Raw genomic sequence first — 24896 nt, forward strand, 5'->3', positions numbered from 1 at the left:
ACTAATACGTGAAAATGCTACTAGGCAAATCTTTTGAATTAGGCTATAATAGAATACTGCAAGACGTATCTTCACATTCCCGATTGTTTATATTAAGATACGCATCATCTCGAAAACGAAAGGAAGTCTTTTATGCATCGCCAAAGACGACAATTTCCGCTGATTCCAGACGGGGAATCTTGCTTGCAAGAACCGGTCTCTATGCGCCTATATGAAAATGAAGATTTAATCACAAATATCCGTGGCCCTTACCAAGATAAGGACTACAATGATTTGTTGCCGAACTATGATTTCTTGTCAGCTAAGCCTAGCAATCGTAAGCAGGCTTCAAAACGAGTGGAGACTCAAGAAGCTGGCATGACTTATGCAGAGGAAGCCCGTGAAAAGGCTAAGCGTGATGTCCGTGAGAAACGCCAAAAATTCCTCCGCCAAGAAGTTCAACAAACCAAACATACTAATAGCCGTCAACTAACTGCTAAGCCTAAGGTAGAAGCTAAGCCAAGCTTTGAGGCTACTGTTGAGCCAGCTGCTGTAACAACGGATAAAGGGCCAGTGACAGCATCTATCTTGGGAGCTCCTGTAAGTGCTATCAAGCGAACTTTAGCACCTAACGGGAAACACTCAAAAATCCATCACTTGGCAAATCGTCTGCAACAGGATTCTTACATCTTGGCAGAAGTGGCTCCAACCTATCAACAGCCTAGTAACCCATCTCGTAAGAAGGTCAAGAAAAATAGCTATGACTTCTTGAAACGTAGCCAGGTTTATAATTACCCAGAACGTCAAACTTACCGTGAACACCGAGTTGCTCAAGAATTAAATTTGACGCATTTAGAAGACGCAAACTAATCGCAGTGCGATTGTAAGGAGAAACTATGTCAAAAACTTATCATTTTATTGGAATTAAAGGATCTGGTATGTCAGCTTTGGCTTTGATGCTCCATCAAATGGGACACAAGGTTCAAGGTTCAGATGTGGAAAAATATTACTTCACTCAACGTGGTCTTGAGCAAGCAGGTATTCCTATCCTTCCTTTCGATGAAAAAAACATCACAGAAGATGTTGAATTGATTGCTGGAAATGCCTTTCGTGAAGACAACAACGTTGAAGTTGCTTATGCGATTAAAAATGGCTACAGCTTTAAGCGTTATCACGAGTTCTTGGGTCACTTCATGGATCAATTCACTAGCTTTGGTGTGGCAGGTGCACATGGTAAGACTTCTACAACAGGTCTCTTGTCACATGTTATGAAAAATATCACAGACACGTCATACCTTATCGGTGACGGAACTGGACGAGGTTCTGCTAATGCACAATACTTTGTCTTTGAGTCTGATGAATATGAACGTCATTTCATGCCATACCACCCAGCATACTCAATCATCACTAACATTGACTTTGACCATCCTGATTACTTTACAAGTATCGATGATGTGTTCTCTGCCTTTGATGATTATGCTAAGCAAGTGCAAAAAGGACTCTTTGTTTACGGTGAGGATCCACACCTTCGTAAGATTACAGCCAATGCGCCAATCTATTACTACGGTTTCGAAGAAAATGATGACTTTATGGCAACAGATATTGTTCGTACAACGACAGGGTCTAATTTCAAGGTAAAACACGATGGACAAATTCTTGGAGAATTCCATGTGCCAGCCTATGGTCGTCACAATATCTTGAATGCAACTGCGGTTATTGGGACCCTCTATGTAGCTGGTTTCGACATGGATTTGGTTGCAGAACACCTTAAAACTTTCTCAGGTGTTAAACGTCGTTTCACAGAAAAAATTATCAGTGGTACTGTTGTCATCGATGACTTTGCTCACCATCCAACTGAAATTATTGCAACGCTTGATGCAGCACGCCAAAAGTACCCATCTAAAGAGATTGTTGCTATTTTCCAACCACATACCTTCACACGTACTATTGCTCTTCTTGATGAATTTGCTGAAGCTTTGAACGAAGCAGATGCTGTTTATTTGGCGCAAATTTATGGTTCAGCGCGTGAAGTTGACCATGGTGATGTTAAGGTTGAAGATCTTGCTGCTAAGATCAATAAACCGGCCAAAGTGGTTACAGTTGAAAATGTCTCACCTCTCCTTGACCATGACAATGCTGTTTATGTCTTTATGGGAGCTGGGGACATCCAACTTTACGAACGCTCATTTGAAGAGCTCCTAGCAAGCTTGCAAACACACATGTAATATATTAAGGGCTGTAGCGATTTCGCTCAGCTCTTTCTCTTAATAGAAAGGAATTTAATATGCTTATTCGACATGCCCGAGAGGATGATTGGGCTGATGTTGCCCGTATCGAACAAGATAATTTTTCACCTGAAGAGGCTGCAACTCCAGAGGCTATTGCGGAGCGTTTAAAGACGATTTGTGATACCTTTCTAATTGCTGAAATTGATGGCGTTGTAGCTGGCTACATTGAAGGGCCTGTGATTGCGGAACGTTATCTTACAGATGACTTGTTCCATAGGGTGGTTCCTAATGCTAGTCAAGGAGGCTTTATTGCAGTTACTAGTTTGTCTATCTCCAAAGATTTTAAAGGGCAAGGGATTGGGACAGCCTTGATTGCAGCGCTTAAGGATCTGGCTATCGCCCAAAAACGCCAAGGTATTAGTTTGACTTGCCATGATTACCTGATTGCCTATTATGAGATGAATGGCTTCACTGATGAAGGAGAATCAGAATCAAATCATGGCGGTAGCACTTGGTATAATATGGTTTGGGAGAATCCAGAAACCCATTGAATTCAGTGTTACGTTACTGTGACAAAGGACCAATTGATTTGCATTAACTGACTTTTTAAGATATAATGGCGTTTGTTACTATAGAGGAGGTATGCCTTGACGGACAAGTTTAATGAACACTCGGAATCTGCTGAAGATAGCCTAAGCTTTAAAGATCAGATTCTTCGAGATTTACAAGAAGCAACACGGCTCCGTTCTCTTCGCGAGGAGGAGCATAATAAAAGTGCAACTATGCCCGAGACACCACGTTCAACGTCAGCTGAGAGCGCTACAACACATAGTACATCAGCGTCCAATAAAGTAAGTAACCAAGATTTTAGTTCACATTCTGTTTCTCACAGTGCTTTGGCTAAATCTATGACTTCTGAGACGGCTCAAGATTCTCAACAAGATAGTGTTGGCTTGTTTTCTGTTTCTCAAGCTGAGTCTTTAGTGCCTGATGCTCATTCAAATGTAGCGTCTATTTCTAAAGAGCCTATTGAGGAGGAGAAAAAGGTAAATATTCCTCAGGAGACTGAAACGTCGAAACGCCGTTTTAAACGTCCAGTTTGGGAAACTAGCCTTAACGAAGCATCTGAAGAGGAGTATATTCCTGCAGATGTTGCCAAGGAGCTCATTGAAGCTAAGTCTAACGAAGCTATTTATACAGACCCTAAAGAATTGGAGGCCAAATTGACCTCAGAACGTCAAAAAGAAGCATTCTTGCAGGAACATCATACAACAAGTGACCAAGCGTCGCAAGAAAAGGTTCAATCAGAGATAGTGGCTGATGGTAATGAGGATGATGAGAGTATTTCTCTAGAAGCCTCTGGAAAACCTAAGAAAAAGAAAGGTAAGAAAGTGAAGAAGAAAAAGTCTTCGCCAAAAGATGTTAAACAGGCTGACATTGTCGACGAAGAGCCGATTTCACGTTCTAACCGAAATCACAAACGCAATAAAAATAACCGTCGTGCTGGTAAAATTGCAAGAAATATTATTATCTTCTTGCTACTTATCTTGTCAGTAGCTGCATTCTTTGGTTATCGTTATGTTAGTGATGCTGTTGGCGCAAAAGATGTTAATTCAACTAAGTTTGTTAGTGTTGAAATTCCTGAAAATTCAGGTAGCAGTTACATTGGTCAACTATTGGAATCAGCTGGTGTCATTAAGTCTGGTAAGGTTTTTAATTACTATACCAAGTTTAAGAATATCTCAAATCTGAAAAGTGGTTATTACAACCTTCAGGCTAGCATGACCATGGATGAAATTATTGAGGCACTTCAGAAAAAAGGAAGTGATAAACCTCAGGAGCCATCTCTTGGTACGGTCTTGGTCAAAGAAGGATACACCATTGATCAAATTGCTAAGGCAGTTGAAGTTAATTCCTCAGCGAAAAAAGGCAAAAAAACATCAACTGGACTTAAGGCAAAAGATTTCTTGAAGCTGATGAAGGATGATGCTTTCATTACTAAGATGAAAGCGAAGTACCCAACCTTGTTGGCAAACCTTCCGAATTCTACGGATGCTAAGTATGTCCTAGAGGGTTATCTGTTCCCAGCGACTTATAACATTCATGACGATACGACGGTGGAATCTTTGGCAGAGGAAATGTTGTCAACGATGGACACCTACCTATCACCTTACTATGTGACGATTTCATCTAGCGGACACAATGTTAATGAAATTTTGACCCTAGCTTCTCTTGTGGAAAAAGAAGGAGCTACAGATGACGACCGTAAAAATATTGCGAGCGTCTTCTATAATCGTCTTAACTCAGATATGGCTCTACAAAGTAATATTGCAGTTCTTTATGCTCTTGGAAAACTTGGTCAGGAAACGACCTTGAAAGAAGATGCAACTATTGACACAAACATTGACTCTCCTTATAATGATTATGTTCATAAGGGGTTGATGCCAGGTCCTGTGGACAGCCCTAGTCTGTCTGCAATTGAAGCGGTTATCAATCCATCATCTACCAAGTACATGTACTTTGTTGCAGATGTAACCACTGGTAATGTCTATTTTGCTGAAAGCTATGAAGAGCATCAGCATAACGTTGAAACTTACATTAATAGCAAACTAAAAGATAAATAGTCTGATTGGCTCATTAAAATCAAGCAAACAAAGAGTGATTTTGAAAATAAAGCCAAGGGCTCAAAAAATAGGAAAGAGAAAAAAATGGCAGAAAAAACATATGTAATGACACAAGCGGAGAAAGAACAACTTGAAGCGGAATTGGAGGAGTACAAACTCGTCCGTCGTCCAGAAGTTGTAGAACGTATTAAGATTGCACGTTCTTATGGTGACCTTTCAGAAAACTCTGAGTATGAAGCAGCCAAAGACGAGCAAGCCTTTGTTGAAGGACAAATTCAAATTCTTGAAACAAAAATTCGTTATGCAGAAATCGTTGATAGTGATGCTGTTGCTAATGACGAAGTTGCAATTGGTAAAACTGTTGTTGTTCAAGAAGTTGGTACAAACGACAAAGATACTTATCATATTGTTGGTGCAGCCGGTGCTGACATCTTCTCAGGTAAGATTTCAAATGAAAGTCCGATTGCTCAAGCCTTGATTGGTAAGAAAGTTGGCGACAAAGTCGCTATCGAATCACCAGCAGGTAGCTACTCTGTGGAAATCCTTAGTGTAGAAAAAACAGCCTAGGTGACTGTTGGAATTAAGGTGTTCAATATTTGAAACTAGTGGGAGTGAGACAAAACAGTCGTTCTGTCGCACTCCTTTTTTGGTTGTTGGCGCTATTAGGAATTAGGTTAGTCTGAATTAGTCTATAAGAAAAGCACTTTTGGAAAATTCCAAGAGTGCTTTGTACCTTATTTACGATTTTGCTTACCGGCGTTACGGTTTTTCTTTGGTTTGCTCGCAATTGCTTGAGTATTTTTTGGTGTCACATCTTTACGCTTGCTTGGTGTTGTACGAGGTGCTTTTGGAGGGTTCTTTTTGAACTCTTCAGCAACTTTTTCTTTCAAGCGAGGTTTAATGATGTAGTTGGTAATCAACTGTTGGATAATAGAGAAGATACCACCAACGAACCAGTAGAGGATTACGGCTGCAGGTGAGCTAATACCAAAGAAGATCATCATGATTGGCATACTGTACATCGTCGCTGCCATTTGTTTACGTTGTTCTTCAGGAACTTGTTGAATAGACAACCAAGATTGGAAGTAGTAAAGCGCTGCGATGATGATAATCAATGGGAAGTCACGGTGACCAAGGTTAAACCAGAGGAAGTTATCCTTGAGTACACCAGGAGTGTAACGTGCTGCATAGTAGAGTGCTGAGAAGAATGGGAACTGAATCAATAGAGGAAGACAGCCGACACCGCCCATCAAGCTTAGACCGTTTTCACGCTGAGCTTGCATGAGTTCAGACTGGGCAGCCATTTTTTCTTCTTGAGTTTCAGCGTTGCGCAAACGTTCGTTAATTGGTTCTAAGATAGGCGCAAGGTATTCACGTTTTGCTGCTTGGTAGGCTGCGCTACGAGATTGGTGAAGACCAAGTGGCAAGATAATCAAACGAACAATGATGGTTACGAAGATAATGCCAAGACCAAATCCCAGATTTAAATTATGTGCGAAGTAGGTGATGACGTGGCTCATAGGGCGACCAAGTAGGTTCCAAACCCAACCAGTAGGATTACCAGACTTATCAAGGCTCACACATCCTGATAGAAAGAGAAGCATGCTGGCAGCAAGCCCCATCAGGGCTAGACGTTTTTGATTTTTATTCACAATATCATTCCTTTTGTTTTTTAGTTATACCTGTCTATTTTACCTTTTTTTAAGGAAGAGAACAAGTTAAAAACGGAGCTCCAACCTTAATTAGCCATGCGAAAATCGCTGTAATTAGGGAAGTTAGCCATGGTCACATCGACATAGGTTACTTTAGACCATTTTGAAGGTCCCTTTCGAACTTCTTGAATAAATTTAGCTAACTTAGAAGGGTTATCTGACTGAGCTAGAATTTCAACAGTACCGTCGTCGTTATTCCAAACCCGACCGCATATATCTCCAATATCTAGTGCTAGAGCATAGGTTGAATAACGAAAACCAACACCTTGGACTCTTCCTGAGACTAATAATCGTACTTTTTGCATGGTCCATGACCTCCTTTTGAAAGCTCTTTCTTTTAGTATAATCCTTGCTATAAAGTCGGTCAAGTCCAAGATTTATCAGGGGATTTCTGCTATAATGAGTGTATGGAAATCATTCAATCAAAGCAAAATGCTAGCATTAAGTCTGCTAGAAAATTATTGCAGCGTAAGCACCGTAAAACTAGCTATCTTTTAGAAGGATGGCATCTTTTTGAGGAAGCAAAGGCAAGCGGTGCCGAGATTCTTCAAGTTTTCGTACTTGAGGAAATGGCTGATCGTGTGGCTAATATGTCTAAGGTCAAGTTGGTTAGTCCAGAGGTGCTTAAGGAACTCTGTGAAACTCAGACACCTCAAGGGATTGTGGTAGAAGTTGCTAAACAATCTCAAGCCTTGCCAAAGTCTCTCTCAGGGAAATATCTGCTCTTGGAGGATGTTCAGGACCCTGGTAATGTAGGAACAATGATTCGAACAGCAGATGCCGCAGGTTATGACGGAGTCTTTTTGTCGGATAAATCAGCTGATATTTATAATCAGAAGACCTTGCGTTCTATGCAGGGAAGTCATTTCCACCTTCCAATCTATCGTGGACCAATTCTTGACATGGTTGAGGCTTGCAGAAAACAAGGTATACCCGTCTTAGCAACGACTCTTTCCGATGTTTCCGTTGACTATAAAGCAGTTAAGACAGATGGCAATTTTGCCCTAGTAATGGGAAATGAGGGTCAGGGAATTAGTCAGGAAATGGCTGAGTCTGCTGATCAACTCGTACATATTAGCATGCCAGGTCAGGCGGAGAGTCTGAATGTTGCTGTTGCAGCAGGAATTCTCATGTTTAGTCTCTAGGTCTCAAGGATGATTTTAGGAGAAAACAACTGACTTTTAAAGTAATTTTAAGTACTAGTGGTATAATGAAGAAGCATTAGAAACATTAATGAGGTATTATTATGAAACGACCAGAAGATGATAAAGAATTCATGGAAGTTGTGGGACATTTGATTTCTCATCCACGTTTTCAAAAATTGGATGGGATTGTACAGCACCATCATTCGACACGTTTAGAACACTCGGTTAATGTTAGTTACACCAGCTATAAGATTGCTAAAAAATTTGGCTGGGATGCCAAGAGTACAGCTCGAGGTGGTCTCTTACATGACTTTTTCTATTATGATTGGCGAGTGACTAAATTTAACAAGAGTCATGCTTGGGTACATCCACGTATTGCTGTTCGTAATGCCAGAAAGCTTGTTAATCTGAACAAAAAAGAAGAGGATATTATTCTCAAGCATATGTGGGGAGCAACGATTGCGCCGCCGAAGTATAAGGAATCTTATATTGTTACTATGGTGGATAAGTATTGGGCGGTTAAAGAAGCAGCGACACCCTTACGAAACCGAATCAAAAATCGTAAGTTTTTCCGTCGCAAGACTCTACAAAGCCACCACCAATAATTCATTATTTTTAGGAGATAACTATGGAATCAAATGCAATTTATACAACTAGTGATGCGGGTTTGAACCGCTTTTTCGGAAAGATTTATGGTCTTGTCGGTATGGGAGTGGGACTTTCAGCAGTCATCTCTTATCTGATGCTCTTCCCTCTTTCGCATCTTTTTGTCAATATTCTCATGAATTATTCTTGGGTTTACATGGCGGCACTCTTTTTAGAGTTTGGTTTGGTCTTTTTGGCTAGCGGTGCTGCAAGAAGGAATACACCTGCGGCTCTACCTTTATTTTTGGTTTATTCTGCTCTGAATGGATTTACACTTAGCTTTATCATCGTACAATATACGCAAGCCATTGTTTTCCAAGCTTTCCTTAGCACTGCCATTGTTTTCTTTATCATGGCACTTATCGGAGTTACCATTAAGCGAGATCTATCAGGCATGGCCAAGTTCCTTATGGCAGCCTTGATTGGGATTATTGTGGCTAGCTTGATTAATTTTTTCTTTGCAAGTAGCATGATGAGTTTTGTGATTAGTATTGTATCAATTCTTATTTTCTCAGGTTTAATTGCCTACGATAACCAGATGATTAAGAAGGTTTATTATGGTACCAATGGTCAGGTCACAGATGGATGGGCAGTTTCTATGGCACTTAGTCTTTACTTGGATTTCATTAACTTATTCTTGAATATCTTGCGACTCTTTGCTAGACGAAATTAGTAAAAAAAATCAGCCAGATGGCTGATTTTTTTACTGTCTAATAGTTTTTTGTGAGTGTTCCTTGCTGACCTGTGTAAGCGTAGAAGAGTGGATAGTAATCCCATTTTCCCACATAGCTATCTTTATCTGGGAAAGCCCACTTGTCGTCTTTTTTAGTAAGCTCGACTGAGTAATTATCAAAGATATTTGTACCTTCAGTCTTTGGTGCTGATGGACTTACTTCTTTGATTGAATTCGGTAGGTAAGTTTCCATGTAGAATTGTCTTGTCAGTTGGTCGACATTTCCAGCGTTAGCACCATTGCTTTGTAGGTAGTTTTTAAGTTCGTCTGTAAGATTTGGGTGATTAGCACCATAGGCATCGTCTGCAGCTTTCATACTGATAGTTGACATGCTGACATTGAATTCTGCCTTATCTTTAGCGACGATAATGTTGTCAACAGTGTAGCTGCCGCGTTCACGGTTAGCTGTTTGAACCCAACCAAAAACTTTTGGAACTTCATCACCGGTTGGTTTGATGTTATCAGTTGCATCATAGCTGTATTGAAGGCTATCTGAGAAATATTGGTTAAGTTCGCCCTTAGCTTTGTCCAAGTCGTTAGAAACAAATTTGCTGTAGTCTTTGCTTTCGCCACCTAGAAGAACTGCGTTGAAATAAGCATCAACAGCCTTTTTAACATTGGTAGTTGTTTTACCATCGAAATCTTTTAGGTTAGTAGAAACAGTTTGTCCTTCTGTCTTCTCATCCTTTGATTCAAAATAGAGTTTATAGCTTTCGTCGTTGTTAACTTCGAAAAAGAGTGAGACAGTTTTGTAGTCGTCAGCTTCAAGCTTTCCAAAGTCATCTGTAGCATCCTCTACGTTCTTATTTTTGTTGAAGAGAGTAGGGAGATCACCTTTGTCGATCTTGCTTGCTGTGACTTTTTTACCATCTTTATCTTTGAGGTAGAATTGTTTAGCAGATGTGTTGAGCTCATTTTCCATATCTTCCGAAGTATTCTCGAGTTTGAATGAGACTTCGACTAGGGTTTGGTCATCCTTGAGCTTGAGGTCGCTTCCTGACATATAGACAATATCGTTAACAGAAAGCTTGGCATCAAGTTTTGGCTTGGCACATGCTGAGAGTGTTAAGATGGCTGCTAGAGCAAGAGCCCCAGAGTAAAGATATTTTTTCATAAATAATCCCCCGTTATTTTATTTAGGTTATAGGTCTATTGTATCATGAAATATGCCTTGAGATTATTAGAAAATTGGGTTTCAAGCCTTTTCTTATGCTATAATAGGATTACTATTGTAAAAAAATGGAGAATAAAATGACAAAAACACCTTTTATTACAGCTGATAAACTTGAACAAATCACTGCAGAATTTCCCACACCTTTCCATCTTTACGATGAAAAAGGGATTCGTGAAACAGCACGTGCAGTTAATGCAGCTTTTTCGTGGAATCCAGGTTTTAAAGAATTCTTTGCTGTAAAGGCCACACCTAATCCAGCAATCCTCAAAATTTTGAAAGAAGAAGGGTGTGGTGTCGATTGTGCGACCGATACAGAGCTTGTCATGAGTAAGAAAATTGGTTTTGATAGTAGCGCGATTAGCTTTACATCTAATGATACACGTGCAGAAGAGTTTGTTTACGCGCGTGATATTAATGCGACAATTAACCTTGATGCTTACGAAGATATCTTTTTCTTGGAAGAGGCTGCAGGGCTTCCTGAAACCCTTTCTTTGCGCTTTAACCCAGGAGGTGTCTTCTCTCTTGGTACTGATATCATGGATCATCCTGAAGAATCAAAATTTGGGATGACTAAGGAACAACTCTTCAAAGGTTATGCCTACCTTAAAGAAAAAGGAGTGAAATCATTCGGTTTGCATGCTTTCCTAGCGTCAAATACAGTAACGAATGAGTATTACCCAACCTTGGCTGCTCAACTCTTTGAATTGGCGGTAGAAATCAAGAATGAACTTGGAGTTAGTCTTGACTTTATCAATTTATCAGGTGGTGTTGGGGTAGACTACACACCGGCTAATAAGCAAAATGACATTGCTGTTATCGGTGAAGGGGTTCATGCTAAATTTGATGAGATCCTTGTTCCGAATGATCTTGGACACATTAGTATTTACACTGAACTTGGACGTTTCATGACAGCACCTCATGGCCTTGTTGTTACTAAGGTTCTTCATATTAAGGACACTTATCGTCGTTACGTTGGTGTAGATGCTTCTGCGGTTAACTTGCTTCGTCCAGCTATGTACGATGCCTACCACCACATCACGAATATGACTAATCCAGATGGTGACACTCAAGTAGTTGATGTGACAGGTTCTCTTTGTGAAAATAATGATAAGTTTGCTAAGAACCGTGAATTGCCAGAAGCTCGTATTGGAGATACCTTGGTTATCCACGACACAGGTGCACATGGTTTCTCAATGGGCTACAACTATAATGGACGTCTTCGTTCTGCAGAAATTCTCTACCAAGAAGATGGAACGGCTCGTATGATCCGCCGTGCAGAGACGATGAATGATTACTTTGCTACTCTTGATGGTTTTGATTTTGACATTTAACAAAAAATAAGCTAGGCCTTAAAGGCCCTAGCTTATTTTACTTTAATGATTACAGCTTCAAGAATGATATCGGCTAACTCCTCAGGGGATTCGACACAGCCTTCTTTGAGCCAGAGTGTTAAAATGGTAACAATAGTGCTAACATAAATTTCCAATGAATATTTGGCAGGAATATGATAGCTTTGTTCCATGAGCTCTGTAACATTTTCGATATCAGAGTTAAGGATGGTCTCGATAATGAATTCACGAATCATCTCATTGATGTTTGGAATGTGTGTCATTAAGGTGAGACAGAGCTTTTGATTTTCCTTAAGATATCTTAGCATTTCAGTAACAACACCCTCTTGGTAGGTCATGTCTTCCTGAAGAATACTTGAAACTTTATCTAAAATCTTTGAGAAGGTTGTTTCAACCAAATCTTCTTTATTTGAATAGTAGTAGTAGAAAGTTGGTCTGCTGAGATTTGCCTTCTTGATGATGTCTGTGATGCTGATTTGTTCGAGTGAACTCTCTTCTAAGAGTTCAATAAATGCGTTGACAATTTTTCGTTCGGAAATAGTTGCTTCCTTGAGCATAAATAAACCCCTTTATATAAACATAATAATAATTCCACAACTTATATAATAACCTATTTTTTTTCTAGAAATCTTACAAGTCCTTTACAGTTGTAAGTGAAAAATACTGAAACTCTCATTTTATCGATATTTTAAACGAAAAAACTTTTTTTCTATACGTTTTTAAGAACCAACGTCTTATTTGTCAGTAGGGTCCATTTTTGCTATAATATAAGGTAAATCAACGTTATAGGAGAATTAAATTTATGAACACCGTCCTTTGGATTATTCTTGTTTTTGTAGCCCTTTTGGGTGGTTTTTATGGAGGCGCATACTTTGCCCGCAAACAAATGGAGAAAGAATTGGCTGAAAATCCTCGTTTGAATGTGGACGCTGTTCGTACCATGATGTCGGCTGCGGGTCAAAAGCCAAATGAAGCAAAAGTGCGTCAAACATATAACCAAATTATCAAACAACAAAAACAAGCACTTGCAGATAGCAAGAAAAAGAAAAAATAATGGTGGGGAGCTGGGACGTGAATCTCAGCTTTTTACATGTAACCTAGGGGATAAGGAGGCAAGATGGATAATCGACCTATAGGATTTTTAGATTCTGGTGTCGGAGGACTGACGGTGGTACGTGAACTTAAACGTCAGTTGCCTCACGAGTCTATTGTTTATATTGGTGACTCTGCTAGGGCGCCGTATGGTCCTAGACCAGCAGAACAAATCAGAGAGTATACCTGGCAGTTGGTTAAATTTCTTCTGACCAAAGATGTAAAAATGATCGTTATTGCTTGTAATACGGCAACAGCAGTAGTTTGGGAGGAAATCAAAGGAGCCTTGGATATCCCAGTGCTAGGTGTGGTTTTGCCTGGTTCTAGTGCTGCCATTAAGTCTAGTCAATCGGGTCATATTGGCGTCATTGGGACTCCTATGACGATTGCCTCTAACATCTATGAACAAAAAATTAAGCATCTGGCACCACAAATGAATGTCTTGAGTTTATCTTGTCCTCGCTTTGCCCCTATTGTTGAATCCAATGAAATTAACTCAAGTGTGGCTAAAAAGATTGTTTATGAGAGCATGGCACCTTTAGTCGGCAAGGTAGATACCTTGGTTTTGGGCTGCACCCATTACCCACTTTTACGTCCTATCATCCAGAATGTTATGGGGCCAAGTGTCAAGCTAATTGATAGCGGAGCTGAAACAGTTCGTGATGTTTCCGTTTTGCTCAATTATTTTGAAATTAATCGTAGCCGTGAAGTCGAAGACAAGACGGAAGAATATTACACCACAGCTAGTGTGCTTGGTTTTAAAGAAATCGCAGAACAATGGCTGGGTGAAGAAGTTGCTGTCCAACATGTCGATTTGGACAAGGAGTTAGAAAATGACTAAATCAATTTTAGAATATAAAGACGAACAAGACTGGTATTTGGCTAGTTTTGGAAGCTACAATCACTTGACTTGTTTTGGTGGTGATGAGGCCTATGAACAATTTGTTGACCTTTTCCAAGCCTTGACTAACGTTTTGGCTGTTAGTGGTTTCCAGTTACATATTGCTAAACATTCTTCAGACCTTCGCTTGGTATCCTTTATTTTGGATTGCTTGAAAGAGCAAACTGGTCGAGACCTAGCTGTTACGCCACATCAAGGGGCCTTGGTAGTTAGTGAAGGAGATAAGCTTGTCTATGTTCATGTGCCTAGAGAAGGTGTCACCTTGAGTGATTTCTTTGGTTCTGATAACAAATCAGATTTTGGTGATATCCTATTGATTGCGACACGCAATGAAGGAAAAACTAAGGAATTTCGTAAACTATTTGGAAAACTAGGCATTAAGGTAGAGAATCTTAATGATTATCCAGACCTTCCTGAAGTTGCTGAAACAGGTATGACCTTTGAGGAAAATGCACGCTTGAAGGCGGAGACCATTTCTGAATTAACTGGTAAAATGGTCCTTTCAGATGACTCTGGTTTGCAGGTAGATGTTCTTGGAGGCTTACCAGGTGTTTGGTCTGCGCGCTTTGCAGGCCCTGATGCCACAGATGCTGAAAATAATGCTAAATTATTGCACGAGCTCGCTATGGTGCTTGATGATAGCAAACGTACGGCGAACTTCCATACAACCCTAGTTGTTGCAGCACCTGGACGTGATAGTTTGGTTGTTGATGCCGACTGGAAGGGTTATATTGGCCGAGAACCTAAAGGTGACAATGGTTTTGGTTATGATCCTCTCTTTTTAGTTGGTAATACGGGTAAAACAGCAGCAGAGCTTTCTGCAGAAGAGAAAAATGAACAATCTCACCGTGGACAAGCTGTTAAGAAACTTATGGAGGTCTTCCCAGCATGGCAGAACAAACAATAATCGTAATGAGCGACTCCCATGGGGATCGTGATATTGTAGCAGATATAAAAAATCGTTATCAAGGAAAGGTGGATGCCATTTTCCACAACGGAGATTCGGAGTTAGAATCAAGTGATCCTGTTTGGAAAGGTATCTATGTAGTTCGAGGAAACTGTGATTATGATTCAGGTTATCCAGAACGTTTGGTCGTTAAACTTGGAGATGTGATTATTGCACAAACACATGGTCATCTCTATGGCATTAATTTTACCTGGGACAAGTTAGATCTTTGGGCGCAACAAGAGGATGCAGATATTTGTCTCTATGGACACTTGCATGCGGCAGCAGCTTGGCGAAATGGTAAGACAGTGTTTATCAACCCAGGTTCTGTTTCGCAGCCACGTGGGCCTATCCATGAGAAACTTTATGCTAAGGTGATTATAAACAGTGCAAAAATTCGTGTGGAATATTACACACGTGACCATGAACTTTATTCAGAACTTACACAGGAATTTGAACGATGATTGCTAAAGAATTTGAAGATTTTTTGTTGGCTCATTTAGATAATTATTTAATTCCATCAGATCAGGTTGCTATTTTTATTGATAGTCACAACGCTGATCATGTGGTCTTGCTTTTGACAAGCAATGGTTATTCGCGCGTTCCCGTTTTGACTAAGGATAAGCACTATCTTGGGACCATATCTTTAACGGATATTAAGCGTTATCAAGATGAACATAACTTGCAAGAGTGGGAGATGGTTAACCGTGATATCGGGCCGATGACATCAGATGTTGTGGAAACAGTGGAAGATAATGCCAATCTAAATGAGGTAATGCATAAGCTAGTTAATAATCCTTTCCTTCCTGTGGTTGACAGCCAAGGTATTTTCAAAGGAATTATCACACGAAAATCGATTCTAAAGGCGGTTAATAGCCTCTTACATGACTTTACACATGACTATATCATCATTCCAAAAACAACTGACAACTCAGATCACTGATTTTCTGGCTACTAAGGTCATTTCGGAGAGTTCAAAGCAAGCTTATGCTTATGATCTTAAGCAGTTTGCAACGTCGATTTCAGGACAAATTGATCAAACCAGTCTCAAGCTCTATGAAAACCAACTGAAGGAATGGAAGCCATCCGTACAAAAGCGTAAGCGCTCTGCGGTCAATCAATTTTTGCTATACCTCTATCAAAAGGGTGAATTAGAGAAATTTTTCAAACTATCAGAGACGGTTACAATACCTTCTCAGGAGGATAAGTTGCGAACACTGGATCTTTCATCGCTTTATGAGGGGCGTGAAGGGGTTGGTAAGCTGGCTTGTCTGCTGATTCTAGAGTTGGGACTCTTACCTTCAGAGATTTTGGAGTTGGACTGGGCCGATATTGACTTGGATTTTGGTGTTGTGACTGTGGCCAAGGGAAGCACTAAGCGTGTTCTCAGACTTGAAGCAGATGTGAAGCAGTATTTGTTGGCCATTAAAGATGCGAACAGCCAGGGCTTGCTTTTGGGTAAGCTCTATACTCGACAATGGCTGTATAAGCAAATCCAGACTTATGTTAGTGACTGTGGCTTATCGAATGTAACCGCTCAAGTCTTGCGTCAGCAATTTATTCTTAGACAGATTGAAAAGGGAACGGGCGCCTTTGAACTTGCTCGTTTACTGGGACTAAAAAGTCCAGTGACCTTGGAGAAATACTATAAAACCTAATGGATATTAAGTTAAAAGATTTTGAGGGGCCACTGGATTTGTTGCTCCATCTGGTTTCTAAGTATGAGGTAGACATTTACGATGTTCCCATTGTTGAGGTTATCGAGCAATACTTGGCTTATTTGGCAACCTTGCAAGCCATGAAGCTTGAAGTTGCTGGGGAATATATGCTTATGGCTAGTCAGCTCATGCTGATTAAGAGTCGTAAGCTTCTGCCCACAGTGGTGGAAGCTGAGCCTGAAGCAGATGATCCAGAACTAGAGCTCTTGAGTCAGTTGGAAGAGTATGCACGCTTCAAAGCAGCTAGTCAAGAGTTGGCTAAGCAGCATGAGGTACGAGCTCAGTATTTTTCAAAACCAAAAGTAGAATTGGTTTATGAAGATGTAACGTTGAATCAGGATAAGACCATTCAAGACATTTTCTTGGCTTTTTCAAAAATCATGGCTGAAAAGCAAGAAGAAATTCGCCGAAACCACACAACCATTGCGCGTGACGATTATAAAATTGAAGACATGATGCTGATTATTGAGGAAGCATTTGGCTCAAAAAATGAGCTGTATCTGGATGAACTTTTCACGGATGCTAAGGATATGAATCAAGTAATCACCCTCTTTTTGGCAACTCTTGAATTGATTAAGGTACATCGCATATCAGTACAGCAGGAAACAATTTTTGGTACAATCACATTAAGAAAGGAATGGACGAATGAGTAGTCACTTAGCACGATTAGAAGCTTTACTTTTTGTGGCTGGTGAAGATGGTCTTAGTCTACGTGCTATGGCACAGCTTTTGGAAATGCCAGTGACGGGTCTGACTCAGTCCTTGGAGAAATTACAAGCCAAGTACGAGGCAGACGAGGATTCAGCTCTTTGTTTATTGGAATCGTCAAATACCTATAAGCTGGTGACTAAGCCAGATTTTGCAAGTCTCCTTCGTGATTATTCTAAAACGCCAATCAACCAAAGTCTATCCCGAGCGAGTCTCGAGGTTCTCTCTATAGTTGCTTATAAACAGCCTATTACACGTGCTGAAGTCGATGACATTAGAGGTGTTAATTCTAGTGGTGCTATTGCTAAACTTCAAGCCTTTGATCTCATTCAAGAAGCTGGTAAAAAAGATGCTGTCGGTCGTCCTAACCTATATGCGACTACTGATTATTTCCTAGACTATATGGGGATTAACAGTTTAGACGAACTTGTGGCGATTGACCAACTAGAACTTGAAGAGCAGGAAACAAGTCTCTTTAGGGAAGATGCTCCAGAAGAGCTTGAGGACTTGGACAATTAAGACTAAACCTTGTTGAAACTAATCATTAAAAAATAAAGAAACATAGCAGAGATGCTAGGTAGAAAGGATACAGCTTAAGCTGTAGAAAAAGAATGCGAATTAATAAATATATTGCCCACGCTGGTGTGGCCAGCCGTCGTAAGGCTGAGGAACTGATTAAAGAAGGTCGTGTGACCCTAAATGGTAAGACCGTTACGGAATTGGCAACCATTGTCAAAAATGGTGACATTGTTGAGGTAAATGGTAGTCCAATTTATAATGAAGAGAAGGTCTATTATCTTCTTAATAAACCACGAGGAGTTATTTCTTCGGTATCTGATGAGAAAAATCGTAAGACGGTGATTGATCTCATGCCCCACGTTAAGGAACGTATCTATCCTGTTGGTCGTCTTGACTGGGATACGACTGGTCTTCTTATTTTGACTAATGATGGTGACTTTACCGATAAAATGATTCACCCACGTAATGAGATTGATAAGGTTTATTTGGCGCGTGTCAAAGGTATTGCGACCAAGGAGAATCTTCGTCCTTTGACTCGTGGTGTAGTCATTGATGGCAAGAAAACCAAGCCAGCACGTTACAATATTATCAAAGTTGACCATGAAAAGAATCGTTCAGTTGTTGAATTGACAATTCATGAAGGGCGTAACCACCAGGTTAAGAAAATGTTTGAATCAGTGGGCTTGCTCGTTGATAAGTTGTCTCGCACACGTTTTGGGACCCTTGATTTGACAGGTCTTCGTCCAGGTGAATCACGCCGTCTAAATAAGAAAGAAATCAGCCAGCTTCATAACGCTGCTGTCAATAAGGTCAAATAATGAAAAGATTTCTGATTGCCTTGGTCAGGGCTTATCAGAGATGGATTTCTCCCCTATTTCCACCGTCTTGTCGTTTTCGTCCAACTTGTTCGGTTTATATGATCCAAGCAATAGAAATGCACGGTTTAAAGGGAGTTCTTATGGGAGTTGCCCGTATCTTAAGATGTCACCCTTTATCAGAGACTGGCGATGATCCGGTGCCAGATTATTTTAGTCTAAAACGTAATAAAACTCCTTTGGATAAATGAATCCAAAGGAGTTTTTCTATGCTTAAGTTTTTGACCAAGTTTTTGGCAGGAAGAGGAGTAGTAAAGGATAAATTTCCAAACGTCCTGCAATCATAGCAAATCCCATGATAAGCTTAGACAAAGGACTGAAAATAGCAAAGCTATCACTCGTTCCAAGTAAAGGTCCAATATTGTTAAAGGTTGAAGCAGCAGCGCTTGTCACAATCAAGAGGTCTTGATTATCCAGTGACAAAACAGTGACTAAACTTAGTATAATGAGTACATATACAGCTAGATATTTAAGAACACTGTGCTGGGTTTCTTTATCGAGAACACTTCCATTAATATGAAGTGACAGGATACGATTAGGATAGAGGCTAGCCAGAGTCTGATTTCGTGCAATCTTAGCAATAATCATAGCACGGATAACCTTGAAACCACCGGCAGTAGAACCTGCTGATCCCCCGATAAACATCAGGAGGAGTAGGATATACTGAGAAAAGAGTGGCCATTTGGTAATATCCGTTAGACCAAAACCGGTTGTTGTGATGATAGTTGACACTTCGAAAAATGAGTATTTGAAAGAGTCAGCCAAATTGTGGTAAATCCCAAAAATATTGAGGAAAATCAAACCTGTTGAAATAGCCACAATCGCAAAGTAGGTACGTAGTTCTTCATCTTGGAAGAAAAACTTGATTTTGCGAAGGAGGATATAGAAATAAAGGTTGAAGTTAACTCCAAAGAGTAGGGTACCAACAGTAACCACATAGGTAATCAGATCACTGTGGTAATGGGCGATAGAGTCATTATAGACAGCAAATCCCCCAGTACCTGCGCCCCCCATAGCAGTGATGATACTATCAAAGATTGGCATACCGCAAAGCCAGAGAATAACAGCAAAAATAACAAACATAGTCAGATAGATGATGTAAAGAATCTGAGCTGTATTTTTGAGCTTGGCAACGACTTTACCAAATACTGGACCAGGCACCTCTGCACGCATAACCTCATGGTGACCATTTTTACTGTTGTTCATGATGGCTAGGGCAAAGACCAATACCCCCATCCCTCCAATCAAGTGGGCGAAGCTTCGCCAGAAAAGTAGGGAGTGGGTAAGTACTCCAGTATCTGTAAGAATAGTAGCCCCCGAGGTTGTGAAACCAGAGCTCATCTCGAAAAAGGCATCAATGACACTTGGGATCTGACCAGCAAAGACGAAGGGCAATCCTCCAAAGAAGGACCAGAGCACCCAACAGAGGGCTACAATAAGCATTCCTTCTTTGGTGTAAATATGGTAGTTCTTTGGTTTAAAGAGAGTACCAAGCATCCCGAGAAAGAGGAGAATCCCCATCGTACCCAAGATGCTGGCAAATACTTTAGCATCTTCTTGATAAATAAGAGCGACGATAAGTGGTACAACCAAGAGAGCAGCCTCAATCAGTAGGAGCTTGGCAATAAGAAAACGGACAATAGATCGATTCATGGCAACTTACCTCTTCAACAAGTCGTAAATGTGAGTTACATTTTGTAAGAGTGTAACGACCACGATTTTATCCCCAATAGCGAGTCTGTCTTCTCCCGTTGGGAAAATAGATTTTCCATTGCGGATAATAGCAGCGATAAGGACACCGTTAGCAAATTCAAGCTCAGAAAGTTTCTTTCCGGCGATTTTGTTATTTTCCTTAATTTGGAATTGCAAGGTTTCGATACGACCATTAGCCACATGGTGAAGGGCATCAAGACTAGAGTCTTTGGCATTAAAACGCCCACGTACAAAGTGCATTACAGTGTCAACAGCGATACTCTTAGGAGTGACAATTGTTGTTGTCTCACGTGGATCGATAATCTCTAAGAGACTAGTACGGTTAACCTTAGTAATATTCTTGTGAATACCAAGGCTTTCGAGGAACATAGAGGTAATGATATTTTCCTCATCTACTCCGGTTAGGGTAGCTACGGCATCATAACTGGCTGCACTTTCCTCGAGAAGAAGGTCTTTAGCAGTACCGTCACCTAAGATAACAGAAACTTCAGGGAAGACCTGACTAAAGGTTTGCGCACGGTCCATTTTTTGCTCAATCAATTTGACCTTAATACGATTGTTTTTCAAGATATTGAGCAAGTAGTAGGAGATGCGCCCAGCACCAATCAACAAAAGTTTTTTGATGCTTTTTGGCTTGATGTAACTGTGGAAAAGTGCCATATCAACACGTTTACCAGTGACATAAATCTTATCCCCAATTTGCATGGTAGCATTTCCATCTGGAATGATGAGTTCACCCTGACGGTGAATCGTACAAACTAGAATATTGCCGAATTTCCTACGGAATTGTTCCATTGTCATACCAGATAATTGGCTATTTTCAGTAACTTTAAATGCCATAAGAATAACGCGTCCATTAGCAAAAGTTTCAACTGATAGGGCGTTTGGAAATTCAACTGTATTGGCAATATAGCGAGCTGTTAAAAGTTCAGGGTTAACTACTAATGAGAATCCAAGAAAGTTCTTGTCTTTGAAATAAGCATTAGAGTATTCTGGGTTACGTACGCGAACAACAGTTTCTTTGGCACCCATTTGTTTAGCCAGAACTGCTGAAATCATGTTCACTTCATCTTTATCAGTCATCGCGATAAAGACGTCACAGTTGCTAACTTCGGCTTGTTCCAAAATTTTAAAATTAGCTCCATTTCCAGCAAAGCCCATAACATCATAGCGTTTGCTGAGGCGTTTGAGGACCTCTTCCTTTTCTTCAATTAAAATAACATCGTGCTTCTCTTCAACAAGAGAACGACAGAGTGCGGTACCGACTTTACCGGCACCTACGACAATAATACGCATGAGTTACCTCCAAATAATCATTACTATGATACTCTATTTTAGCGGAAAAATCATCCTTTTCAGCTAGCTTTATCAACTATTCCTATTTAAGTAAATAAAGGTGAAATTTTTCTTTAAATTGTCTTGACTTTTAGACCAGAAGTGCTAAAATATATTCAAAGATTCGTTATTTTAAATCTAACCTGTCATGATTTAAGCTAATGAACGTCCACAACCATGTCGTCTGCTGAGCTTGACTCCGGGCGACATGGTATTTTTTATGTCTAGGAGAATTGAGATGTCACGTAATCATATTGTCTTGTTTGAACCTCGTATTCCACAAAACACCGGAAATATTGCACGTACCTGTGCAGCGACTAATAGCCCTCTTCATATCATCCGTCCTATGGGCTTTCCAATTGATGACAAGAAAATGAAACGTGCAGGTTTAGACTACTGGGATAAGCTTGACATCACTTATTATGACAATTTGGCAGATTTCATGTCTAAAAATCGAGAGGGGCGTTTGCATTTAGTCACGAAATTTGCGGATAAGACTTATTCAGAAGAGGCCTATGCCGATGGTGAGGACCACTATTTTATGTTTGGTCGTGAGGATACAGGCCTACCTGAAGATTTTATGCGTGAGCATCCTGAAAAAGCTATTCGTATTCCGATGAATGATGAACATGTGCGTAGTCTAAATGTGTCCAATACTGTTTGTATGATTGTTTACGAAGCGCTTCGTCAGCAACAATTTGAGGGGCTAGAGCTGAGTCACCGTTATCAGCATGATAAGTTAAAATAGATACTTTATTTTGTCTTAAAAGAATAATTATAGTCATTGACTATCAACAGATTAGAAATCCATAATTTGAAAACCTTGTCACCAAGGTTTTTTTATGTTATCCTTAAAAGGTCTTCAGGGCAGGGTGAAACTCCCGACCGGCGGTGATTCTTTGGATAAGTCCGCGAGCGCAAGCTGATGAGGTGTGATTCCTCAACCGACAGTATAGTCTGGATGGAAGAAGACCAGTCTTTTTGCGTAGGCTTTTTTTGGCATGGGCAAATCCATTGGGAACTTCTTTCAAATTGTTAAAATTTGGAGGAATTTTTTTATGACAAACACACGTAAATTGGCTTACATTGCCATTTTATCCGCAGTTTCATTCTTGTTGCTTTATTTTTCATTTCCATTGATTCCAGCAGCAGATTTTTTGAAGGTTGATTTTTCAATCCTTCCTGTTCTTATTGCCTTGGTTATCTTTGATTTTAAGAGTGCCATTGGTGTTCTCTTGCTTCGTTCATTGTTGAAGCTCTTGCTAAACAATGGTGGACCAGGATCAATGATTGGACTTCCTATGAATTTTGTTGCTCTAGGCGTCTTTGTTTGGGGCCTAAGCTATTTTTGGAAGAAAAATCAAACAAGCAAGAATTATATTCTTGGTTCTGTTGTAGGAACTGTCTTGCTTACAGTTGTTATGGTTATTCTTAACTATATTTATGCAGTACCACTCTATGCTAAATTTGCCAACTTTGATATTGCGCAATTTATAGGTCTCTATAAATACCTTTTCGCTATGGTAGTACCTTTCAATTTACTTGAAGGTTTGATTTTTGCGCTAGCCTTTGCTTTGATTTATGCTCCACTTAAGTCTATTCTAGTAAAATTATAAATATGAAACACAAACACACACATTATACTTATGCTTCTTTTGCCTTATTGTTATTTGTTGCTCTCGGTTATATGGTTAAGTTCTATCCTGAAGCCTTGACAGGATTTGATAGCAACATTCAAACTTGGGTTCGAGGAGGATTACCAGCAGGATTGACACGCTTTTTTAAAACTATTACCATGCTTGGGAATACGCCTGTACAGGCTATTATTGCAATCGTAGCAGTCATCTGGCTTTATCTACGTCAGTATAAATCAGAAGCTATCTTTGTGGGAGCTAGTGGGCTTCTCGCTAGTATCTTGATTGTAAGTTTGAAGTATATTTATCAGCGTCAGCGTCCATCAATTACGCATTTAGTGCATGCTAGTGGTTATTCTTTCCCTAGTGGTCATTCTTTGGGAACTTTTATGATTCTTGGAGCAATTGCCATTGTCCTTGCTCAGCGTTTGGAGAAAAAAGAATCTAAAATAGTAGTTTATGCTATTACTGGGCTTCTGATTTTCCTTGTTGGACTTTCGCGTATTTATGTAGGTGTTCATTATCCAACAGATGTTTTAGCTGGCTTTACCTTAGCCTTTGGGTTGCTTAATGCGATTTATCCAACTTATGATCGTATTCGCTTTGAATGGCGATTCCAAAGTAAACAGAAATAAAAAAACATGTAGTTTTGAACTGCATGTTTTTTTGATACAAAGGAAGGTCTTTCCTATATAAAATGTATAAAAATAGCTTATTTTGACTATTGTTCTGTTAAAAATGCATTAACTGTATATTAATTATATTATAATTATGATATAATGTTTTTAAAATTTCGAAATAAAGGAGTGTCTCTTGAACATAAAAGACAGCATTGGACTAAGAATCAAAACTGAGCGTGAACGCCAGCAGATGTCACGTGAAGTGCTATGTTTAGATGGTGCGGAATTGACTGTTCGTCAGTTAATTCGCATTGAAAAAGGGGAGTCGCTCCCGTCTTTGGATAAATTATCTTATATTGCAAAACGTCTAGGAAAAAATATGACCGATTTATTGGATCATGATAATATTACTATCCCTGACGAATACTACGAGATGAAGAATCGTCTGATTAAGTTTCCAACGTATAGAAATCCAGAAAGAATAAAGGCTAAACTTGCCTTAATTGAGGAGGTCTATGAGAAATTCTTTGAACTTCTCCCAGAAGAAGAATTGTTAACTCTAGATATTTTGGAAAATATTTTGAGTTTTACTAGTTGGGAAGAGAGTCCTAAAGTTGAGGAGATATATGAAGACTTGTTTGAACAAGTCAAAAGGAAGAGGAAATTCTCAACTAACGATTTATTAGTTATTGACTACTATTTCTTCCATCTTTATGGAAGAAAACAGTATGACAAAAAACTTTTTGAAAGAATCGTAAAGAGAGTATTAAATCAGGAAATTTGGACAGATGACGTCTATAATATTGTTTTGTTTAATGATTTGATGGCTATCGCTGCTTTGAAGATTTTTCACAATTCCTTCTCAGACTTCTTAACAGTTGTGGATAAAGCCTTAGCTGTTATAGAAAAATCACAATTCTATAGCTATAAACCTAGTGTTTTTGTTCTCAAAGCCAAATATGAACTTCTTCATAAAGGAAACAAGAAAGAGGCTGCAGAGAATTACGATAAGGCCATAATGTTTGCTTCCGTTTTAGAAGACTCGGTTTTAGAAGAAAGTATAAGAGCAGGGAAAGCGGCAGATGGTTTATAGAAATGGTGGTGACATAAATGTCACTACTTTTTTAATGGTTAAATGTTTACTATAGAAACATAAATAACAGTTAAAAGGAGTTTTATTTTGAAAAAACTAAAATTATTTACACTATTCTCACTACTTATCACTATCTTGCCTTATTTTGCAGGT

At 39.6% G+C, this 24896-nt stretch carries 29 protein-coding genes and 1 riboswitch; of the genes, 23 read left to right on the forward strand and 6 right to left on the reverse strand.

What is annotated here, in order from left to right; translation table 11 throughout:
• The first annotated feature begins 132 nt into the window (after positions 1-132).
• The 5 genes from HMPREF1517_RS00690 (at position 133) to greA (ending at position 5398) form a co-directional block, all read left to right on the forward strand.
• Positions 133-849, forward strand: a complete 717-nt coding sequence (locus HMPREF1517_RS00690) for a hypothetical protein (protein WP_037598958.1) — start codon at positions 133-135, stop codon at positions 847-849.
• A gap of 26 nt (positions 850-875) precedes the next feature.
• Positions 876-2204 carry a UDP-N-acetylmuramate--L-alanine ligase gene (gene murC / locus HMPREF1517_RS00695; RefSeq protein WP_002889872.1) on the forward strand — a complete coding sequence of 443 codons (1329 nt, stop codon included), beginning with the start codon at positions 876-878 and terminating at the stop codon, positions 2202-2204.
• A gap of 59 nt (positions 2205-2263) precedes the next feature.
• Positions 2264-2758 carry a GNAT family N-acetyltransferase gene (locus HMPREF1517_RS00700; RefSeq protein ID WP_037598959.1) on the forward strand — a complete coding sequence of 165 codons (495 nt, stop codon included), beginning with the start codon at positions 2264-2266 and terminating at the stop codon, positions 2756-2758.
• Between the two features lie 96 nt (positions 2759-2854).
• A complete protein-coding gene (gene mltG / locus HMPREF1517_RS00705; protein WP_037598960.1) occupies positions 2855-4831 on the forward strand; it encodes an endolytic transglycosylase MltG in 1977 nt (658 codons plus the stop codon).
• Positions 4832-4915: 84 nt separating this feature from the next.
• The gene (greA, locus tag HMPREF1517_RS00710) at positions 4916-5398 is read left to right on the forward strand and encodes a transcription elongation factor GreA (RefSeq protein WP_002883697.1); all 483 of its coding nucleotides are present in this window, start codon (positions 4916-4918) and stop codon (positions 5396-5398) included.
• Between the two features lie 167 nt (positions 5399-5565).
• On the opposite strand, the gene yidC is transcribed toward greA, so the two are convergent.
• On the reverse strand, positions 5566-6483 hold the full coding sequence (yidC, locus tag HMPREF1517_RS00715) for a membrane protein insertase YidC (RefSeq protein WP_037598962.1): 918 nt from the start codon (positions 6481-6483) through the stop codon (positions 5566-5568).
• Between the two features lie 86 nt (positions 6484-6569).
• Positions 6570-6848, reverse strand: a complete 279-nt coding sequence (locus HMPREF1517_RS00720; protein ID WP_037597401.1) for an acylphosphatase — start codon at positions 6846-6848, stop codon at positions 6570-6572.
• 102 nt (positions 6849-6950) lie between these two features.
• Here HMPREF1517_RS00720 and HMPREF1517_RS00725 point away from each other — a divergent pair, with 102 nt between their 5' ends.
• The 3 genes from HMPREF1517_RS00725 to HMPREF1517_RS00735 all read left to right on the forward strand — a co-directional run bounded on the left by HMPREF1517_RS00725 (position 6951) and on the right by HMPREF1517_RS00735 (position 9006).
• A complete protein-coding gene (locus HMPREF1517_RS00725) occupies positions 6951-7688 on the forward strand; it encodes a TrmH family RNA methyltransferase (protein ID WP_037598963.1) in 738 nt (245 codons plus the stop codon).
• A 101-nt stretch (positions 7689-7789) separates the two neighbouring features.
• Complete coding sequence (locus tag HMPREF1517_RS00730) at positions 7790-8293, forward strand: HD domain-containing protein (protein WP_002883682.1); 504 nt, start codon at positions 7790-7792, stop codon at positions 8291-8293.
• 23 nt (positions 8294-8316) lie between these two features.
• Positions 8317-9006, forward strand: a complete 690-nt coding sequence (locus tag HMPREF1517_RS00735) for a Bax inhibitor-1/YccA family protein (RefSeq protein WP_037598964.1) — start codon at positions 8317-8319, stop codon at positions 9004-9006.
• Positions 9007-9043: 37 nt separating this feature from the next.
• Here HMPREF1517_RS00735 and HMPREF1517_RS00740 read toward each other — a convergent pair whose 3' ends face one another.
• Complete coding sequence (locus HMPREF1517_RS00740; RefSeq protein ID WP_051411988.1) at positions 9044-10180, reverse strand: DUF5105 domain-containing protein; 1137 nt, start codon at positions 10178-10180, stop codon at positions 9044-9046.
• A gap of 137 nt (positions 10181-10317) precedes the next feature.
• Between HMPREF1517_RS00740 and HMPREF1517_RS00745 the strand changes: the two genes are divergently transcribed.
• Positions 10318-11571: a diaminopimelate decarboxylase gene (locus tag HMPREF1517_RS00745; protein ID WP_037598966.1), complete on the forward strand. Its 1254-nt coding sequence runs from the start codon at positions 10318-10320 to the stop codon at positions 11569-11571.
• 32 nt (positions 11572-11603) lie between these two features.
• Here the strand turns inward: HMPREF1517_RS00745 and HMPREF1517_RS00750 are convergent, their stop codons facing one another.
• Positions 11604-12146 carry a TetR/AcrR family transcriptional regulator gene (locus HMPREF1517_RS00750; protein WP_037598967.1) on the reverse strand — a complete coding sequence of 181 codons (543 nt, stop codon included), beginning with the start codon at positions 12144-12146 and terminating at the stop codon, positions 11604-11606.
• Positions 12147-12391: 245 nt separating this feature from the next.
• On the opposite strand from HMPREF1517_RS00750, the gene HMPREF1517_RS00755 reads away from it, so the two are divergent.
• The 10 genes from HMPREF1517_RS00755 to yidD all read left to right on the forward strand — a co-directional run bounded on the left by HMPREF1517_RS00755 (position 12392) and on the right by yidD (position 18539).
• Positions 12392-12643 carry a YneF family protein gene (locus HMPREF1517_RS00755; protein ID WP_002883695.1) on the forward strand — a complete coding sequence of 84 codons (252 nt, stop codon included), beginning with the start codon at positions 12392-12394 and terminating at the stop codon, positions 12641-12643.
• 63 nt (positions 12644-12706) lie between these two features.
• Positions 12707-13522: a glutamate racemase gene (gene racE, locus HMPREF1517_RS00760; protein ID WP_037598968.1), complete on the forward strand. Its 816-nt coding sequence runs from the start codon at positions 12707-12709 to the stop codon at positions 13520-13522.
• On the forward strand, positions 13515-14489 hold the full coding sequence (locus tag HMPREF1517_RS00765; protein ID WP_037598970.1) for a nucleoside-triphosphate diphosphatase: 975 nt from the start codon (positions 13515-13517) through the stop codon (positions 14487-14489). Before racE ends, HMPREF1517_RS00765 begins: the two co-directional genes overlap by 8 nt.
• On the forward strand, positions 14471-14992 hold the full coding sequence (locus HMPREF1517_RS00770; RefSeq protein WP_037598971.1) for a metallophosphoesterase: 522 nt from the start codon (positions 14471-14473) through the stop codon (positions 14990-14992). Before HMPREF1517_RS00765 ends, HMPREF1517_RS00770 begins: the two co-directional genes overlap by 19 nt.
• Positions 14989-15471, forward strand: a complete 483-nt coding sequence (gene cbpB, locus HMPREF1517_RS00775; RefSeq protein WP_002883680.1) for a cyclic-di-AMP-binding protein CbpB — start codon at positions 14989-14991, stop codon at positions 15469-15471. Before HMPREF1517_RS00770 ends, cbpB begins: the two co-directional genes overlap by 4 nt.
• Positions 15425-16186 (forward strand): site-specific tyrosine recombinase XerD, encoded by a 762-nt coding sequence (gene xerD / locus HMPREF1517_RS00780; protein WP_037598973.1) that lies wholly within the window; start codon positions 15425-15427, stop codon positions 16184-16186. The genes cbpB and xerD overlap by 47 nt, the downstream gene beginning before the upstream one ends.
• Positions 16186-16899, forward strand: a complete 714-nt coding sequence (locus HMPREF1517_RS00785; protein ID WP_037598974.1) for a segregation/condensation protein A — start codon at positions 16186-16188, stop codon at positions 16897-16899. Before xerD ends, HMPREF1517_RS00785 begins: the two co-directional genes overlap by 1 nt.
• Positions 16892-17473: an SMC-Scp complex subunit ScpB gene (gene scpB, locus HMPREF1517_RS00790; protein WP_037598975.1), complete on the forward strand. Its 582-nt coding sequence runs from the start codon at positions 16892-16894 to the stop codon at positions 17471-17473. Before HMPREF1517_RS00785 ends, scpB begins: the two co-directional genes overlap by 8 nt.
• A 92-nt stretch (positions 17474-17565) precedes the next feature.
• The gene (locus tag HMPREF1517_RS00795; protein ID WP_002883686.1) at positions 17566-18291 is read left to right on the forward strand and encodes a pseudouridine synthase; all 726 of its coding nucleotides are present in this window, start codon (positions 17566-17568) and stop codon (positions 18289-18291) included.
• Positions 18291-18539: a membrane protein insertion efficiency factor YidD gene (yidD, locus tag HMPREF1517_RS00800; RefSeq protein ID WP_002886534.1), complete on the forward strand. Its 249-nt coding sequence runs from the start codon at positions 18291-18293 to the stop codon at positions 18537-18539. The genes HMPREF1517_RS00795 and yidD overlap by 1 nt, the downstream gene beginning before the upstream one ends.
• Before the next feature lie 22 nt (positions 18540-18561).
• On the opposite strand, the gene HMPREF1517_RS00805 is transcribed toward yidD, so the two are convergent.
• On the reverse strand, positions 18562-20001 hold the full coding sequence (locus tag HMPREF1517_RS00805) for a TrkH family potassium uptake protein (protein ID WP_037598977.1): 1440 nt from the start codon (positions 19999-20001) through the stop codon (positions 18562-18564).
• A gap of 6 nt (positions 20002-20007) precedes the next feature.
• On the reverse strand, positions 20008-21357 hold the full coding sequence (gene trkA / locus HMPREF1517_RS00810; protein WP_037598979.1) for a Trk system potassium transporter TrkA: 1350 nt from the start codon (positions 21355-21357) through the stop codon (positions 20008-20010).
• A gap of 277 nt (positions 21358-21634) precedes the next feature.
• Here trkA and HMPREF1517_RS00815 point away from each other — a divergent pair, with 277 nt between their 5' ends.
• The 4 genes from HMPREF1517_RS00815 to HMPREF1517_RS00830 all read left to right on the forward strand — a co-directional run bounded on the left by HMPREF1517_RS00815 (position 21635) and on the right by HMPREF1517_RS00830 (position 24743).
• The gene (locus tag HMPREF1517_RS00815) at positions 21635-22144 is read left to right on the forward strand and encodes a tRNA (cytidine(34)-2'-O)-methyltransferase (protein WP_002886541.1); all 510 of its coding nucleotides are present in this window, start codon (positions 21635-21637) and stop codon (positions 22142-22144) included.
• A 106-nt stretch (positions 22145-22250) separates the two neighbouring features.
• A riboswitch (FMN riboswitch) is annotated at positions 22251-22373 on the forward strand.
• An 81-nt stretch (positions 22374-22454) separates the two neighbouring features.
• Entirely contained in the window at positions 22455-23012 is a 558-nt protein-coding gene (locus HMPREF1517_RS00820) for an ECF transporter S component (RefSeq protein WP_037598980.1), read from the forward strand.
• Between the two features lie 2 nt (positions 23013-23014).
• The gene (locus HMPREF1517_RS00825; RefSeq protein ID WP_037598982.1) at positions 23015-23665 is read left to right on the forward strand and encodes a phosphatase PAP2 family protein; all 651 of its coding nucleotides are present in this window, start codon (positions 23015-23017) and stop codon (positions 23663-23665) included.
• Between the two features lie 178 nt (positions 23666-23843).
• Positions 23844-24743, forward strand: coding sequence for a helix-turn-helix transcriptional regulator (locus HMPREF1517_RS00830; protein WP_037598985.1), 900 nt, complete (start codon positions 23844-23846; stop codon positions 24741-24743).
• The last annotated feature ends 153 nt before the right edge of the window (positions 24744-24896 follow it).

Origin of the sequence: Streptococcus sp. ACS2, assembly GCF_000525585.1 — a bacterium.
Classification (GTDB): Bacteria; Bacillota; Bacilli; order Lactobacillales; family Streptococcaceae; genus Streptococcus.

Coding starts and splice junctions, on each gene's coding strand:
- racE (WP_037598968.1), top strand. CDS start 12,707: ATGGATAATCGACCTATAGGATTTTTAGATTCTGGTGTCGGAGGACTG.
- HMPREF1517_RS00740 (WP_051411988.1), bottom strand. CDS start 10,180: ATGAAAAAATATCTTTACTCTGGGGCTCTTGCTCTAGCAGCCATCTTA.
- HMPREF1517_RS00795 (WP_002883686.1), top strand. CDS start 17,566: ATGCGAATTAATAAATATATTGCCCACGCTGGTGTGGCCAGCCGTCGT.
- HMPREF1517_RS00755 (WP_002883695.1), top strand. CDS start 12,392: ATGAACACCGTCCTTTGGATTATTCTTGTTTTTGTAGCCCTTTTGGGT.
- murC (WP_002889872.1), top strand. CDS start 876: ATGTCAAAAACTTATCATTTTATTGGAATTAAAGGATCTGGTATGTCA.
- HMPREF1517_RS00825 (WP_037598982.1), top strand. CDS start 23,015: ATGAAACACAAACACACACATTATACTTATGCTTCTTTTGCCTTATTG.
- cbpB (WP_002883680.1), top strand. CDS start 14,989: ATGATTGCTAAAGAATTTGAAGATTTTTTGTTGGCTCATTTAGATAAT.
- HMPREF1517_RS00750 (WP_037598967.1), bottom strand. CDS start 12,146: ATGCTCAAGGAAGCAACTATTTCCGAACGAAAAATTGTCAACGCATTT.
- yidD (WP_002886534.1), top strand. CDS start 18,291: ATGAAAAGATTTCTGATTGCCTTGGTCAGGGCTTATCAGAGATGGATT.
- HMPREF1517_RS00725 (WP_037598963.1), top strand. CDS start 6,951: ATGGAAATCATTCAATCAAAGCAAAATGCTAGCATTAAGTCTGCTAGA.
- scpB (WP_037598975.1), top strand. CDS start 16,892: ATGAGTAGTCACTTAGCACGATTAGAAGCTTTACTTTTTGTGGCTGGT.
- HMPREF1517_RS00690 (WP_037598958.1), top strand. CDS start 133: ATGCATCGCCAAAGACGACAATTTCCGCTGATTCCAGACGGGGAATCT.
- HMPREF1517_RS00720 (WP_037597401.1), bottom strand. CDS start 6,848: ATGCAAAAAGTACGATTATTAGTCTCAGGAAGAGTCCAAGGTGTTGGT.
- HMPREF1517_RS00735 (WP_037598964.1), top strand. CDS start 8,317: ATGGAATCAAATGCAATTTATACAACTAGTGATGCGGGTTTGAACCGC.
- HMPREF1517_RS00805 (WP_037598977.1), bottom strand. CDS start 20,001: ATGAATCGATCTATTGTCCGTTTTCTTATTGCCAAGCTCCTACTGATT.
- HMPREF1517_RS00785 (WP_037598974.1), top strand. CDS start 16,186: ATGGATATTAAGTTAAAAGATTTTGAGGGGCCACTGGATTTGTTGCTC.
- HMPREF1517_RS00820 (WP_037598980.1), top strand. CDS start 22,455: ATGACAAACACACGTAAATTGGCTTACATTGCCATTTTATCCGCAGTT.
- HMPREF1517_RS00765 (WP_037598970.1), top strand. CDS start 13,515: ATGACTAAATCAATTTTAGAATATAAAGACGAACAAGACTGGTATTTG.
- HMPREF1517_RS00815 (WP_002886541.1), top strand. CDS start 21,635: ATGTCACGTAATCATATTGTCTTGTTTGAACCTCGTATTCCACAAAAC.
- greA (WP_002883697.1), top strand. CDS start 4,916: ATGGCAGAAAAAACATATGTAATGACACAAGCGGAGAAAGAACAACTT.
- trkA (WP_037598979.1), bottom strand. CDS start 21,357: ATGCGTATTATTGTCGTAGGTGCCGGTAAAGTCGGTACCGCACTCTGT.
- HMPREF1517_RS00700 (WP_037598959.1), top strand. CDS start 2,264: ATGCTTATTCGACATGCCCGAGAGGATGATTGGGCTGATGTTGCCCGT.
- HMPREF1517_RS00770 (WP_037598971.1), top strand. CDS start 14,471: ATGGCAGAACAAACAATAATCGTAATGAGCGACTCCCATGGGGATCGT.
- HMPREF1517_RS00745 (WP_037598966.1), top strand. CDS start 10,318: ATGACAAAAACACCTTTTATTACAGCTGATAAACTTGAACAAATCACT.
- HMPREF1517_RS00730 (WP_002883682.1), top strand. CDS start 7,790: ATGAAACGACCAGAAGATGATAAAGAATTCATGGAAGTTGTGGGACAT.
- xerD (WP_037598973.1), top strand. CDS start 15,425: ATGACTATATCATCATTCCAAAAACAACTGACAACTCAGATCACTGAT.